This is a genomic window from Chryseobacterium sp. GTID13 (genome assembly GCF_056172655.1).
Genome location: NZ_JAOCMB010000007.1, coordinates 365,286 through 380,061 on the forward strand (window position 1 = coordinate 365,286; position 14,776 = coordinate 380,061).

The 14,776-nt window shown below is 39.3% G+C and carries 12 protein-coding genes and 2 pseudogenes; 6 read left to right on the forward strand and 8 right to left on the reverse strand.

The window, feature by feature from the left end; genetic code table 11:
• Nucleotides 1–741: a sulfite exporter TauE/SafE family protein gene (locus N4G44_RS20990; protein ID WP_474929742.1), complete on the reverse strand. Its 741-nt coding sequence runs from the start codon at nt 739–741 to the stop codon at nt 1–3.
• 193 nt (nt 742–934) lie between these two features.
• On the opposite strand from N4G44_RS20990, the pseudogene N4G44_RS20995 reads away from it, so the two are divergent.
• The 4 genes and pseudogenes from N4G44_RS20995 to N4G44_RS21010 all read left to right on the forward strand — a co-directional run bounded on the left by N4G44_RS20995 (nt 935) and on the right by N4G44_RS21010 (nt 5,730).
• A pseudogene (locus N4G44_RS20995) lies at nt 935–1,884 on the forward strand (Dyp-type peroxidase).
• A gap of 543 nt (nt 1,885–2,427) precedes the next feature.
• Nucleotides 2,428–3,303 (forward strand): hypothetical protein, encoded by an 876-nt coding sequence (locus N4G44_RS21000; protein ID WP_474929744.1) that lies wholly within the window; start codon nt 2,428–2,430, stop codon nt 3,301–3,303.
• Complete coding sequence (locus N4G44_RS21005; protein WP_474929747.1) at nt 3,270–4,013, forward strand: tail fiber domain-containing protein; 744 nt, start codon at nt 3,270–3,272, stop codon at nt 4,011–4,013. The genes N4G44_RS21000 and N4G44_RS21005 overlap by 34 nt, the downstream gene beginning before the upstream one ends.
• 448 nt (nt 4,014–4,461) lie before the next feature.
• Complete coding sequence (locus tag N4G44_RS21010) at nt 4,462–5,730, forward strand: NAD(P)/FAD-dependent oxidoreductase (protein ID WP_474929750.1); 1,269 nt, start codon at nt 4,462–4,464, stop codon at nt 5,728–5,730.
• A gap of 82 nt (nt 5,731–5,812) precedes the next feature.
• Here the strand turns inward: N4G44_RS21010 and N4G44_RS21015 are convergent, their stop codons facing one another.
• The 7 genes and pseudogenes from N4G44_RS21015 to N4G44_RS21045 form a co-directional block, all read right to left on the reverse strand.
• A complete protein-coding gene (locus N4G44_RS21015) occupies nt 5,813–7,339 on the reverse strand; it encodes an FAD-dependent oxidoreductase (protein ID WP_474929752.1) in 1,527 nt (508 codons plus the stop codon).
• Between the two features lie 2 nt (nt 7,340–7,341).
• Nucleotides 7,342–7,473 (reverse strand): hypothetical protein, encoded by a 132-nt coding sequence (locus N4G44_RS21020; protein ID WP_474929755.1) that lies wholly within the window; start codon nt 7,471–7,473, stop codon nt 7,342–7,344.
• Between the two features lie 88 nt (nt 7,474–7,561).
• The gene (locus N4G44_RS21025) at nt 7,562–8,359 is read right to left on the reverse strand and encodes an SDR family NAD(P)-dependent oxidoreductase (RefSeq protein WP_474929758.1); all 798 of its coding nucleotides are present in this window, start codon (nt 8,357–8,359) and stop codon (nt 7,562–7,564) included.
• Between the two features lie 32 nt (nt 8,360–8,391).
• Entirely contained in the window at nt 8,392–9,561 is a 1,170-nt protein-coding gene (locus N4G44_RS21030; RefSeq protein ID WP_474929759.1) for a zinc-dependent alcohol dehydrogenase, read from the reverse strand.
• Between the two features lie 156 nt (nt 9,562–9,717).
• Nucleotides 9,718–10,319: pseudogene (locus N4G44_RS21035) on the reverse strand (YciE/YciF ferroxidase family protein).
• 72 nt (nt 10,320–10,391) lie between these two features.
• Nucleotides 10,392–11,315, reverse strand: a complete 924-nt coding sequence (locus N4G44_RS21040; RefSeq protein ID WP_474929762.1) for a hypothetical protein — start codon at nt 11,313–11,315, stop codon at nt 10,392–10,394.
• A gap of 215 nt (nt 11,316–11,530) precedes the next feature.
• A complete protein-coding gene (locus N4G44_RS21045; RefSeq protein WP_474929763.1) occupies nt 11,531–12,127 on the reverse strand; it encodes a Crp/Fnr family transcriptional regulator in 597 nt (198 codons plus the stop codon).
• A gap of 955 nt (nt 12,128–13,082) precedes the next feature.
• Between N4G44_RS21045 and N4G44_RS21050 the strand changes: the two genes are divergently transcribed.
• On the forward strand, nt 13,083–13,874 hold the full coding sequence (locus N4G44_RS21050; protein WP_474929766.1) for a cyanophycinase: 792 nt from the start codon (nt 13,083–13,085) through the stop codon (nt 13,872–13,874).
• Between the two features lie 37 nt (nt 13,875–13,911).
• Nucleotides 13,912–14,748 (forward strand): cyanophycinase, encoded by an 837-nt coding sequence (locus N4G44_RS21055; protein ID WP_474929767.1) that lies wholly within the window; start codon nt 13,912–13,914, stop codon nt 14,746–14,748.
• Nucleotides 14,749–14,776: the final 28 nt, after the last annotated feature.

The window sequence follows — 14,776 nt, forward strand, 5'->3', positions numbered from 1 at the left end:
TTACCAATATTTTATTAAAACGTTTATTCCGGCTACCAGAACCAGAACAGCTGTCATTCTTTTGATGACCAGAGGATTCCATTTCAGGGACATTCTGGAACCGATCTGTCCGCCAATGAATACAGCAAAACACAAACTCAGGATTCTGAAATAATCCATATCTGCAGACAGTTTGGATAACTGGCCTAAGATTCCTGATATTGAATTGACCAATATGAAAACACTTGACGCCGCTGCAATTTTCCGCGGAGTATCCCATTTCATGAGGTTTAACAATGGAGAAAGAAAAATTCCGCCACCAATGCCTACCAATCCTGATAAAAATCCGATTCCTCCTCCTAAAAAGCTGTTTTTTAAAAGAGATGTTTCGCTGTATTCCTGAAGATCTTCTCCATTTTTTGCTTCTGTCTTTATCCACAGCAACAGTGCAGCAATGATTAAGGTGACACCCAATATCAGGAAAAAAGTTTCCTGGCTTATTTTCAAAACAGCTCCCAGGTATGCCATAGGGACACTTACGATGGTAAGCGGCAGTATTTTCTTCCAGTCAATCTGCTTATTTCTGATGTAAATAATTACTCCTCCCACTACTACAATCACATTACAGATAAGTGCTGTTAACCGTATTTCCTGATAAGGCAGACTGTACATTGCCAGAACTGCAAGGTAGCTGGATCCACCACCAAATCCCACAGAAGAATAAATGAAAGCGATGATTAAAAAAAGAAAAAGATTTCCCAATGCCCCATATATTTTGCAGAATTAATTTTCTTACAATAATACTCATTTTTAGGGCGTCAAACGAAGGTATCATAAAAAGTTTCTACCGTAATTTGTGAGAAAAATATTCTGAATTGTTTATTTTATAAAACCATCCATGTTATCCCAACAGCATTTATTAAATTTGATTCATTAAAACGATATATCCATTTCAATGAATACTACTTCTTCTACTGATTACAATGCACAGAATGTTACAGACTATCCGAATAATAACACCTATTTTTTAGTATGGAATTTTAAAGACAATGTTGATCCTGATAAAATAAAATCGGTTTTCCAAAGAGTCTGTGCTTTGGTCATTAATCTGAATAATTCGGCACTTGACCGTTTTCCGGATTCCAAAGCAAGCTGTGTGATGGGAATCGGCTACGAAGCATGGCAGCAACTTCAGTTGCCTCAACCGCTGCCTAAAGAATTAAAAAATTCCAGGAAATAAAAGGCAGCAAACATACGGCAGTAAGCACAAAAGGTGATCTGCATTTTCATATCCGGGCTGATGAAAAAAGCCTTGCTTATGATATGTCTTCTACAATTTCGGGATATATGAAGGAAATAGCAGATTGTGTCGTTGAGGTGCAGGGATTCCGTTATTGGGACAGCCGGTCTATTTTAGGTTTTGTTGACGGCACTGAAAATCCGCATGGCAAAGACCGCGATCATTTTGCTATCATAGATGATTCTGATCCGCAGTATGAAGGAGCCAGCTATCTTTTTGTACAGAAATACATCCACAACCTTGATGCCTGGAAATCGCTTTCCGTAGAAGAACAGGAAAAAGTAATCGGCAGATCCAAAGACCATGATATTGAAATGGATGATGATGTAAAACCCAAAAACTCACACATCGCATTAGCTAATATTGGTGATGATTTTAAGGTTGTTCGTGACAATATGCCTTTCGGAAATGTAACAACCAATGAAATGGGGACTTATTTTATCTGCTATGCGAGCACATTCAGCACGGTTGAAAAAATGCTGACCAATATGTTCATCGGCAACCCGCCGGGAAATTACGACCGCATCCTTGATTTCAGTACTGCACAGACGGGAACATTATTCTTTGTTCCAAGTTTAGACATGCTTGATGAATTTTCAGGATAATCTTCGTTAACAACATTCCAATAAAAAAGGTGAATCAATCAATAAAAACATTTATAAAATCACACTAAGATAAACCGTCAGAGAGTTCGAAAATACTCCTGTCAAAGTACTTAAGGAGACAGTATCAGATAGCTGTCTCCTTTTTTATACCATTTTTATGGGGAGCGAATAAAATAATCCAAAGACAGCTCCTTTTTCAGGCTGTATTGAAATGGTAATTTTTTCTACAAACACTTGTAATTTTTTCTACATGATTTTTTTCCCAAAGCTTTGTAGAAATGTAGTTTTGTAATGTTAAAACTACTGCCATGAAAAACTTTTATTATTCTTTTTCTTCTTTTTTTAGTTTATCAACAGCGCAGGTTGCCATTGAGACCAATTACCTGTTACCATTTATACGAGCCTGACTCAAGACTTTCGAGAGATTTGCCTGATGACTATTTCTCAACCCGCCATAACAACTAAAGACACAGATACCAGTTTTTTCAATTTTTATTTTTCAGACTGAAAGTACACAGAATTCATTAACTAAAATAAATCAAAATGCTTAAAAACTTTACTGCGTTATCAGTGATCGTTGCGCTGCTTTCTTACAGCATTGCTTCTGCACAAAACGTCGGGGTCAACACCGATAAACCCGGATCAACATTGGATATTAACGGCTCTCTGGCTGCGAAATACAACACCGTCACTTCTGCCAACTACGTTATGACCTCAGCAGATTTTTATCTCTCGTATAGCGGAACAGCAAATGCCACTTTTACTTTACCGGCAGCCATATCGGGCGAAGGCAACTTCAAAGGTCGCATGTACACTATTAAAAACAATACGGCTTTCAATATTACAGTAAATCCTTTCGCTTCAGAAACCATTAATGGAAATACGAATATCACAGTGCCACCCAACCAGAGCCTGCAGCTAATCAGTACAGGCCTCACAGGTGCTGCTGCCACTTGGGAAGTATCGGGAAACAGTTCTTCAACAGGGGTAACAGCAAGCAATGGGCTGAATGCAGCAGGTAATGATGTGAAATTAGGAGGCACACTTTTACAAAATACGGCCATTGATTACGGAGATAAAGCATTGTATTTCAGAAGTAATGTAGATGGTTTCGGGCTTACAGCAATCAGCAACAGCAATGCCGGAACCAATGCTGCAGCACTTTTGCAGTTTACCAATAATGTTGGCAGCTCTTTAAATATGTTTCTCAATTCTTCCGCAAAAACTACAGACGGAGGTGCCAATGCTGCAACAATAAATAATGTAGGAGGCCCTTTCACAGTAGCGGGAAACAATAATACAGCACAGTTTAGACTAAGCACAGCAGGTGGTGGCGAATATTTTTTAACAGCACCAAAAGAATTCAATTTGACGGTAATGGAAATATGGAAATGTGGGGCGCTACCGGGAATGTTATAAACGCAAACAGCGGAGCTCTTACTTTAAGCGGCAATAATGCATCCAGCCGGCTAATTGTGGGAACATCAGGTCTTCAATATTATCATGGCGGAACGAATTTTCTTAATGTAGATGTCAATGGCGACATATCTATGAACAGGACTGAAGATGCAAGTGGTGGTGGAAATAAAGTATCTGCCACACAAGGGCACCTTGATTTAAGCGGATACAATACGCTTAATGGGAGCAGTACCCAAATCTACCTGGGTGCTCAGGGATTCAAATACAGTTATAATGGAGCTACAGTAACGACGATTGACGGTCTCGGAAATGTCTATTCGGCAAGTTTTAATTCCACTTCAGATATGCGTCTGAAAACTCAGGTCAAAGAAATTGGATATGGCCTCAAAACAATAATGGCACTGGAGCCCAAAGAATATGAAATTTCTGATAATAACGAAATTAAAGACGGAAAGCCTTTAATAGATCCCACTTTGAAAACAAAGCACAAAATAGGCTTCATGGCACAGGATCTTTATAAAATTGTTCCGGAAGCGGTTAATAAGCCGGCCGATGACAGTAAAAAGGCCTGGGGAGTAGATTATCCATCACTTATTCCTGTATTAACGAAAGCCATGCAGGAACAGCAAAATTTAATTGAGGAACTGAAAAGGGAAAACAATGAGCTGAAATCCCAAATAAAAGCAATCAATAAGAAATTAGGACTGTAGAATGATTATTGGTAAATCAGTTCAGGTTATTTTTCATTGATTCTAAAAACACGTAAATACCGGTATTCATATTTTAAATGAAGCAACCCCTCAGCTTTCATTTAAACACAAAATATCATTTCTTTATCTTCTATCCGGGAAATTAAATATCTTTATCTGATTTTCCAATGTATTGTAAAGCCTGCTATATGCAGGCTTTTTTATTTTATATCAAGAGTTCAAGGATAGTTTTATCAATCTTAATATATTGACGTCATACGGTCACTACTACTCAACTCACCTCTTAAATCCCGGCCGGAATCTTCATTCAATGAACGATTACAGCAACTATCAATTTATCTAACCAAAAACTCAATTCTAATTTACATAATATTAAAAATTATGAATAAAAAAGGCTTTTTTGGTCTTATTATTGAATAATATGAAGGGTCACCCAACACCAATTTATATGAAAAAGCACATTGTAATTGTCGGAGGAGGTTTTGCCGGTATTAATCTGATCAAAACTTTAAAAAACGACAAAAGGTTTCGCATTACATTGGTAGATAAAAACAACTATCATTTTTTCCCGCCTCTTATTTATCAGGTGGCTACTTCTTTTATCCAGGCCTCTAACATCAGTTATCCGTTCAGGAGACTGTTTTCCAACTATAAAAATGTGAACTTTCATATGGGAAGCCTTCTCAGGGTGATCCCGGAAAGCAAAACGATCGAAACAGACACAGGAAGCTTAAATTACGACTATCTGGTGCTTGCCTTGGGAACAGAATCCAATTTCTTCGGGATGGAAAATGTGCAAAGGTGTTCATTACCCATGAAAAGCATTGAAGAAGCCCTTTATCTGAGAAATCACATGCTGCTGAATCTTGAAGAGGCTGCCCGCAACAAAGATGTGACCCAGGCGGAAAAATTACAGAATATTGTGATTGCCGGAGGCGGTCCCACCGGGGTAGAACTCGCCGGAATGCTTGCTGAAATGGGAAATTATATTGCAAAAAAAGAATATCCGGAAATCAAGCTAAGTTTTTCCAACCTGTATTTAATTGATGCTATGCCTACTTTGCTGGGGCCTATGAGTGAAACGGCCCAGAAAACGGCTTATGAAACTTTAAAGAATTTAGGCGTTAAAATCCTTCTGAATGTTTCTGTAAAAGATTATGTAGACAGTAAAGTAATCCTTTCGGACGGAAGTTCCATAGCAACGGAAACGCTGATCTGGACGTCAGGGGTCATTGGCAGGGAGGTTCCCGGCCTTCCCGAGGAAAGCATCGGAAAAGGCAGACGTATTTTGGTAGACGCTTATAATAAAGTGGAAGGAACAAAAAATATATATGCCGTGGGAGATATATGCCTGCAGCTTACGGATAAAAACTTTCCCAAGGGACATCCGCAACTGGCACAGGTCGCGATCCAGCAGGCCAAAAACCTGGCGGAAAATTTCAAACGCATAGAAGATGAAAAAGTTCTGGTTCCGTTCAGTTATAATGATAAAGGAAGCATGGCTATTATTTCCAAGTACAATGCGGTAGTGGATTTGCCTAAGTTTTCTTTTAAAGGCTTTACAGCATGGCTTACCTGGTTGTTCATCCACATTATTCCTCTGGTTGGGTTCAGAAGTAAAATAAGACTGGCATTAGACTGGTTCAGATTATTCATTACCAACAACCCTTCCATACGTCTTATCCTTTATCCGAAACGGAATACCAGCAAGGAATAATTTTGTGACTCCGGTTTAATGCAGAGTTTTTACGATCTATTATCAATAAATCCTCTCCTATTTTAAACTGAATACGGTATTATCATTGTGCTGAAGGATCAGTTTCAATCCTCTGCAGATCTTTTACCGTAGGTCCGGTCAGCATTTTTCCGTTGACATTAAACCGTGAACCATGGCACGGGCAGTCCCAGCTTATTTCAGCACTGTTCCAACGGACTTCACACTGGGCATGCGGACACACACTTTTTAGAATATGTGCTTTACCACCGGTTTCTTTATAGATAGCATACGAACCGCCTTCATATTTCACAACTTTTGCTTCTCCATCCGTCAGTTCAGCCAAAGAACTGATCTTTTCAACAAATAATTTATCTTTTATAAAATCAAAGGCTACACTGGTCTGTTCTTTAACGAAAGTTGTGAATCCGGCCATCGGCTTTATTCTTCCCGGATCAAAAAGCTCTTTATATTTGCTGGAACCTGTTAAAATTAAATCCCCCAGGATCTGCGAGGTAATGGTTCCGAAGATCATCCCGTTGCCCCGGAATCCTGTAGCGGTGTAAATCCGGCCATTGCTACCTGGCAGAACACCAATGTAAGGAAGTCCGTCAACCGGTTCATAATACTGGCTGGACCAGCTGTACACCGCGGTTTCCACATCAAAATATTCCCGGACATAATTTTCAAGTTTTGAAAAACATTCTCCGGTATCTTCTGCATGGCCTGTTTTGTGATCTTCCCCACCGGCAATAAGCAGAACTTCCCCATTGATTTCCTGTGTTCTGTAATAATGATAGGGATCAACAAGGTCGTATCCCAGATCTTTTGGAAAATGATCTCCTTTTACAGTAAAAGCAATGGCATAGCTGCGATAGGGAGCATTCATAAAATGGAGGATATTAACGCCGGGAGGAATATGGGTTGCATAGATCACCTGTGCAGCTTTAATTTCACCTTTTATTGTTTTTAAAACCACCTGATCTTCCTGTTCATCATGGCTTTCACAAAGGCATTGTTCTACCAGCACTCCTCCCAGATCAATAAAAACCTGCACCAGGGCCTTGATATACTTTATAGGATGAAACTGTCCCTGATCCGGAACTACAGCTGCTTTTTTAAAGGGTATGGGAAAAGGGATATCCTGGGTAAGGATCATCTGATGCCCAACCTGAGCGGATGCTTTTACCATCTCATCAAGCTGATTTGCCTGGCTCTCATCCAATGCAAAAATATAGGCTGTTTTTCTTTCAAAATCACAGTCGATATTGTGCTCTCTGATATTGTTTTTAATAATGTTTTTGGCTTCTATTCCTACATATTTAAGGAGTTTGGCATTGTTTAATCCAAAATCTTTAATGGCCTGTGCATAGGTTGTATCGAAAAAATCATTCAAATGCGCAGTAGTACCTCCTGTGGTTCCGAAACCAATGTTTGAAGCTTCAAGAATGATGCATTTTTTACCTTCTTTCTGCAGCCTTACTGCTGTGGAAATACCGGTAATTCCACCGCCAACAACGGCTACATCAAACAACTGCTCGAAACCGGCATCAGAAGAAAACGTTTTGATCTCTTCCTGCCATATACTTTTTCTGGCTCCATCCCGGTTCATAATTATTTCACTTTTAAGGTGTCACTTGCAATTTTGTTTTCAGCTTCTTTTTTAGGCTCGTCTTCGTCCAAATCACACGGACCGCATGCAGTAAAACTAAGCAGGAATACTGTTAATAAAAGGGTTGCTTTCATAATGCTCTGTTTTTTTGTTGTATTATTTATCACTGATCAATCTAAGATACAGTAACCGTTTACCGGCTTTAATTTCTCTATAGGTCTGTTATTTTTCGCTGGCCGGTTTTTGCATTTCTGCCATTCTATGGGCTGCCATACTATCCGTCGACAGGTTGGACATGGCTACAGTCAGTTTATTTTTTAATCCTGAAATCACCTTATCATCCCCGTTCATAAGGGCATTGTAGCCATCCAGCGCCACTTCCCGGGAGGAAGCCAGACGGTTTTTATCTTCCACTATTTTACTGTCGTTCATTTCAGCTTTATTAAAGAAATCGGTGTCTGTAGGTCCCGGTAAAAGGGCAGTAACGGTAATTCCGGTATCTTTTAATTCTTCCCGGATAGCTTCAGACCAGGATAGAATGAAAGATTTTGTTCCATGATATACGGAATGCCAAGGTCCGGGAACTTTACCTGCCGTGGATGCAAGGTTTAAAATTTTCCCTGATTCCTGCGGCAGCCTGTCTTTTAGGAATAACTTTGTTAATATAAGTACGGAAATGATATTCAGTTTAATGATATCAATTTCTTTATGAATATCCGTATCACAGAATTTCCCGTAAGCACCCTGGCCTGCATTATTGACCAGGATGGCAGGACTTATTCCGTTTAATTTCAGCTCCGCATAGAGAGAATAGGCCTCTTCTTCAAGGAAAAGGTTTTTGGAAATAAATATGACATGAACGCCATACTGCTTGAATTCATCTGCTATGGCCTGCAACTTTTCATGATTTCTGGCAACAATAACAAGGTCATACCCATTTATTGCGAATAATTTGGCCAGTTCATATCCTATTCCGCTGGTAGCTCCTGTAATCAGGGCATATTGATTTTTACGATTCATGGGTATTTAAATTATCTGTTGATTATATTTATTTAGATTTTCCAGGGATCTAATACTACTTTTACACATCCGTCTTCTTTTTTATCGAAAATCTCATATCCTTTTGCGACTTCATCCAATGCAAGACGGTGGGTGATAATATCATCGAGTTTTACTTCGCCGTTTTCCACATATTTCATCAACTTATCTATGATAGGATGTACGGGAGCCTGGCCGGCCTTCAGGGTAATTCCTTTATCGAAGATCTGTCCTAATTTAAAATTGTCATAGTTAACGGGATAAACCCCAAGAATAGAAACTGTTCCGCCTCTTCTTACAGCACTCATACAGGCTTCCAGGACTTTTATTGAACCTTTTTCAAAGTTTATCACTGCTTTTGCCCTGTCCAGAAGGTCTCTTTCGGGTTCAAAACCTACTGCATCAATGCACAGATCGGCCCCTCTTCCTTCGGTCATATCCCTGATCTGCTCTACGGTACTTTTTGCATCTTCCCATAGAATGGTTTCGCATCCGGTAAGGTTCTTGATCTGGTCAAGTCTGTATTGCAGGGTATCAATCACAATTACCTTTTTAGCATTATGCAGGATGGCACTTTTGGCTGACATTGAACCTACAGGGCCTGCTCCGAAAATAGCCACCGTTTCACCTCCTTTCAGTTCTCCCCACATGACACCGGTATATCCGGTCGGGAAAATGTCCGTAAGAAATAAAACCTGCTCATCCGTTAACCCTTCCGCTACTTTTCTGGGGCCAAAATTAGCATAGGGTACTCTTACATATTGTGCCTGTCCGCCGTTATAGCCTCCATACAGATCAGTGTATCCGAATAATGCACCTCCTTTTTCCGTGAGAATTCCTCCTTCGGGACCATAATGATCAGGATTACTGTTCTCACAGGCCACGGGAAGGTCGTGCTGGCAAAAGTAACAGCCTCCGCAGGCGATCGGAAAAGGAACCACTACTCTGTCTCCTACCTTCAGGTGGGTAATATTTTTTCCTGTTTCTTCTACGATTCCCATGAATTCATGTCCCATAACCATAGGCCGGAGCTGTGGCAGTCCTCCGGAATACATATGCAGGTCGCTTCCGCAGATCGCTGTGGAAGTCACTTTTAAAATAATATCGTTCTGATCCTGAATAACAGGGTCATCTACTGTATCGCAGGTAATTTTACCCGGTGCGTGAAAAACTGCAGCTTTCATAATTTTATATTTAAGTGTGATTTGGTGGTATTGAAGAATAAACATACTCCAGGTTCATTCAGGTTTACAGAATAACAATGACAACCCTGACCATCTCCTGATTAAAATAGGCCACATAGAACATTTTCTATGCAGCCCGGGGTACTATATGGAGAATCAATCTTCCTGTTCAGCATCAAAATTGATGAAAGTTTCTGCAATCTCGGTAAGATTATAGTCGGTATCTTCTTCTTCCTGAAGTGTTTTTTCAAGTAAGTCGGCTACTTTATCATGCCCCATGGTGATAGCAAGCTGTGCCAGACCTCCGTATGTTGCAATTTCGTAGTGTTCTACTTTCTGTGCCGCAATAATTAAAGCAGCATCACGGGTCATGGAGCCTTCCTGGGTAGATTTGATGATTTCTTCGCCTTCTTTTATGATGCCTTTGATGGCTTCACATTCTTTTTCTCAGGCTTTTCATCGATTAATTTAAAGACTTTTTCCAACCGGCTTACATGTTTTTTGGTCTGCAGCTGGTGATCTTCAAAAGCTTCTTTAAGTTCTTCAGTCGTTGCTGCCTCTTCCATTTTTGTTAATGCCTCGATAATTGCATTTTCTGCAAAATAAATATCCTTGAGGGCACTTACGAAAAACTGATGAAGAGAGGAGTTTTTCATATCACTTTTATCTACAGTGGCATTATCCACTGCTAGTTTTTTTCCTGTAGTTCCTGTCTGAGAAGTTCCAGGAGTGGTATTTTCTGTTGTTTTAGTTGCCATAATGCAATGTGGTGTTTAGTATGGAATGAAAAGATTGCCTCAGTAATAAATTAAAGAGGCAATCATTAAAAATTATGAATTATTACGTCTGCCTCCAAAGCCTGATCTGCCGGAACCGGAAGACCTTCCGCCTCCATGAGAAGCCTGGCCTCCCATACGGGCAATTCTTGTACGTTCAGCTTTACTCATTGAAGCAAAGCCTCTTCTTGAAGTACCGCTTCCTGAGCTAGAACCTCTTCCGCTTCCTGAGCCAGAATTTGAATTTGAGTTTGAACCTCGGCCGTTTCCTGATCCAGAATTTGAGCCACGCCCTCTTCCTGAACCTGAACCGCTATTGCCGCCGGATCTTGAGTTTGAACTTCTTGAGCTGCTACCGCTATTTGATCCTGATCTGCCTGAACCTGAAGATCTTCCGCCGCCGTGAGAAGCTTCACCTCCCATACGGGCAATTCTTGTACGTTCGGCTTTACTCATGGAAGCAAAACCTCTTCTTGAAGTACTGCTTCCAGAGGATGACCTTCCTCTTCCTCCTGACCTGGAACCAGAACCGGAGCCTGATCCCGAACCGGAACGTGAGCCACCACGGGAACCGCCTCCAGAATTTCCTCTACCACCAGAAGTAAACCTTCCCTGGCTGTCTCTATTCTGATTACCGCCTCTGGAACCGCCTCTGCCGCCTCCTCTTGAGCCACGGCCTCTGTTATCATCATCATCGTCGTCGTCATAATCTTCGTCATCATAATCTTCATCATCATCGTAGTCTTCGTCATCATCATAATCTTCGTCGTCATCGTACTCATCATCGTCATCATATTCATTATCATAATCATCGAAATAATCCTCATAATCGGAGAAATCATCATCATAATCTTCATCCTCTGATGCATCGCTATAACCATGGTCATAACCTAATTGGTAAACTTCTTCAAGAGTGGAGTTTTCTTCGTTGGAAGAATTGTTTCCTGATCTGCGGTTGTTTGAATTTCTAGTGTTCATTACTAAAATTTTTTATTATTAATATTTGGGTGATGTACTGCTGTTCTTAACTAGTATCAGAACAGCAATGGTATTTTTTAAATTGAATGATATGAAGCTATGAAGCTTTTAAATTGCTCTTTTTATAAGAGTAAATAGAATATGAGTAAAAATGATGTATCAAATGTACAATTGAATTTCAGGTCAGTTTATGATCCGCATCATAATGGATGATATTAGTATAATATTTTTCTGTTTTTAATTTTTAAAACATTTTCTTTTTCCATACTTTTTATCGTTCTGATCACGGTTTCCACCCTAAGACCGGTAAGGCAGGCTAGCTGCTGGCGGGTGAGCGGTATTTCAAAAGAGAAGATATCTGAGCTGCTGTGGAAACTTTTTAAATAACTCATGACTCCTTTCAGACGTTCTTCAGGGTTTTCCAATGAGTTTTTCTGAAGCATGATGTATTTATAATAAAGACGGTCCGACAGACCTTTACACAGATCCCGGTACAGCGAGGGATGAGCATCCAGCATGGCAAAAAAATCACTTTTATTCATTCTGAGAACTGTGGAGGGCGTTACGGAAACCGCATTCATAGGATAGCGTTTATCCCCGAACAACAGAGATTCTCCTATACTTTGCCCCGCAGAAAGTATGTTTTGTATAAACTCTTTTCCTTCGCTGCTATAGTTATTGAGTTTTACCTCTCCTTCCACTATCTGATAATAGTAAAGAGGCAAATTATCTTCATAAAAAATAGTTTCGTCTGTATCATAATATTTTATTTCCGCCCCTGCTGATTTCAAAAATTCCTGGTCAATAATCATAATATTTTTGTTTTTTTAAGTAATTAATTATTATCTCAGTAAAGATTAAAACCGGTAAATATTAATGCAATTACATACGAATTGTGAGTGAGTTTTTATTTTTAAAACCTGATATAAAATACAATATGTCGAGCCATGCACATACCCGGCAAGAATGCCTGGCACTGGAAAATACTAGGAATTACAATTTTAGCAATTACCTCTTTCCGCTAAACCGGAGATAGTGATCATTTCATACATCAGTATACAACTACCCATCATCAAAGTGATGTAATAAATTTTCCGGCTGTTCCTTTTGTCGATAAGATATGTCCTTTGTATTCCTTAATCTGAATACATTTTTGAATCCGAATATTTACTGGAGTTCAGGCTCAGAATCCTGCATCGTCAGTATTCCGGATGAGCCGTAGATGATCTCCACGTTTAGGACTCATAAAAAGGCGACCTGTAAAAAAGTCTGGTGAGGTAACTGGTTTCATAATATTAAATTTATGGTGTAGTTCAAAGGTATAGCCTTAATACACAGAACCTTTATGACCTATGTCATAACATGTGCTTTTTATCAGAAAATAAATATTTAATACCATTTATCATTAAATATTTTACAATTTAAAACTAATTTCCATACGTTATTCTTTATTAAATCACCAATGAAAAGAATAAAATTCATGTTCTTATGGAAAGAATCATTTATAATGAAATAGAAAAATATTCTGCATTGTGATTCACATCATAAAACATGCAGATCATTATTCTCTAAGTTTGGAATAAGCTAAAGCACCATCCGTTTTAACACTTCATTTTTCATTTTTATAAACCGAATAATAAAACACATTAATCGGGAAGAGATAGGAAAGCTTTCAACAGTATTTCAATTCCCAGTTAATACAATCCCCGGTTTGAATGATGATGCTTATAAAAGCTGACAGATCCCATATTAATAAAAAAATTTACCATGATTCCAGAAGGCAGGTTATTGATTATCGGCAATACAAAATGCACATCTCATCTTGATATTACACCCCAGAAAACTGGTTATCCGCTATTATCCCCGGATATACTGCATTGTTTGGCTAAAGAAAAAGATGACCGTATTGAGATTATTGTATCAGATGCGCGTTCAGACAGTTTTAAGAAAGAATGCCGTGATGCACTTACAAAAACAGGATTCAGTAATTTCGATTTTCTACACATCCATGATCTGAATCTGCCGGATGAAGACTATTACCTTAAAAGACTTTCCAAAGCCAAAACCATATTTTTCGTCGGAGACCAGTCCAGAACCTATGATATTTTGAAAAGATCAGGCATCATCCGTTTTTTATACAGAAAATATATGTTTGACAGTGGTTTTACGATTGCAGGAATGAGCCTGGGTGCCCTCTGTATTCCGGGAATAATGCTGGTTGGCAGGGAAGACAGCAGCAGCGGAATGATCCCTGGATTAGGATTTCTTACCCATTGTATTGTTGACTCGCAATTTGTGCATAAAACAAGATTTGAAAAACTGGCCTCTACCGTCATTCAGCACCGTGAATTTTTAGGGCTGGGACTGAGTTCAGACACTGCACTGATTATTGAAAAAGGATGGTTCGCATCCTGCAGGGGCACAGGAACCATCATGGTCATTAATGCCAGAAATGTAAAAAAAGAAAGCAATGAAAGTTCAGTCTATGTAAAAAATCTTAAAGGCCGCATCTTAATCAACGGATGCACTATTAATTTAATGAATGGTGAAGTGGCCTGATTACAATAAATAATTGAAATATTAAAAGTTAAAATTTATGACATCAAAAGGAAGATTACTAATTATAGGCGGTAAAGAAGACCGGAAGGACACGAAAGTAGAAATAAAAGATGCCAATAGTGATTTTATACCTCATGAGATTCTTAAACTTCTGGTAAAATCAAACGATGACCGTATTGAAGTGATCACCACTGCAAGCTCGGAGCCCGAGAGCATGAAAGAAATCTATCAAAAGACATTTACCAGGCTGGGGTATACCAATTTTGATTTCCTTCACATCTGCGATGAATACATCCACAGTGATTATCATTTTAAAAGAATTTCAAATGCAAAAGCAGTTTTCTTTACAGGTGGCGATCAGAACAGAATATGCGAAGAGCTCAGACAATCGGCTATTACTGACCTGCTAAAGGAAAAATATACCCATGAAGAAGATTTTACCATTGCAGGAACCAGCGCAGGAGCCATGTGTATGGGGAAAATTATTATTTGTGAAGCTTTAAACGGGGAAGCGATCTTAGATCATGATATTGAGCTGGGCGCCGGATTAGGTTTTATTAAAAACTGTATTATAGATACCCATTTTGTCCACAGAGGCAGATTCGGCAGGCTGGCACATGCATCCATTCTGCATCCGGATCATTTGGGTGTAGGTCTTGGAGAAGATACCGCATTACTTATTGAAAACGGCGAGCAGGCAACCTGCAAAGGATCCGGAATGGCAGTGATTATCAACGCTCAGGAACTGAAACAGACGAATAAAGATTTTGCAGAAAAGGGAGATCCCATCTATGCTGAAAATCTCAAAGTACACCTTTTGACTGACGGCTGCAGCCTTCAGCTCAATGACGGAACCATGAAAGGCAATCCATAACCTTCATTAAAGGCATAATTCCTAAAAA

Excerpts from the sequence above, each read along its gene's own strand:
- N4G44_RS21000 (WP_474929744.1), top strand. The coding sequence starts at position 2,428 with ATGCTTAAAAACTTTACTGCGTTATCAGTGATCGTTGCGCTGCTTTCT.
- N4G44_RS21005 (WP_474929747.1), top strand. The coding sequence starts at position 3,270 with ATGGAAATGTGGGGCGCTACCGGGAATGTTATAAACGCAAACAGCGGA.
- N4G44_RS21010 (WP_474929750.1), top strand. The coding sequence starts at position 4,462 with ATGAAAAAGCACATTGTAATTGTCGGAGGAGGTTTTGCCGGTATTAAT.
- N4G44_RS21015 (WP_474929752.1), bottom strand. The coding sequence starts at position 7,339 with ATGAACCGGGATGGAGCCAGAAAAAGTATATGGCAGGAAGAGATCAAA.
- N4G44_RS21020 (WP_474929755.1), bottom strand. The coding sequence starts at position 7,473 with ATGAAAGCAACCCTTTTATTAACAGTATTCCTGCTTAGTTTTACTGCA.
- N4G44_RS21025 (WP_474929758.1), bottom strand. The coding sequence starts at position 8,359 with ATGAATCGTAAAAATCAATATGCCCTGATTACAGGAGCTACCAGCGGA.
- N4G44_RS21030 (WP_474929759.1), bottom strand. The coding sequence starts at position 9,561 with ATGAAAGCTGCAGTTTTTCACGCACCGGGTAAAATTACCTGCGATACA.
- N4G44_RS21040 (WP_474929762.1), bottom strand. The coding sequence starts at position 11,315 with ATGAACACTAGAAATTCAAACAACCGCAGATCAGGAAACAATTCTTCC.
- N4G44_RS21045 (WP_474929763.1), bottom strand. The coding sequence starts at position 12,127 with ATGATTATTGACCAGGAATTTTTGAAATCAGCAGGGGCGGAAATAAAA.
- N4G44_RS21050 (WP_474929766.1), top strand. The coding sequence starts at position 13,083 with ATGATTCCAGAAGGCAGGTTATTGATTATCGGCAATACAAAATGCACA.
- N4G44_RS21055 (WP_474929767.1), top strand. The coding sequence starts at position 13,912 with ATGACATCAAAAGGAAGATTACTAATTATAGGCGGTAAAGAAGACCGG.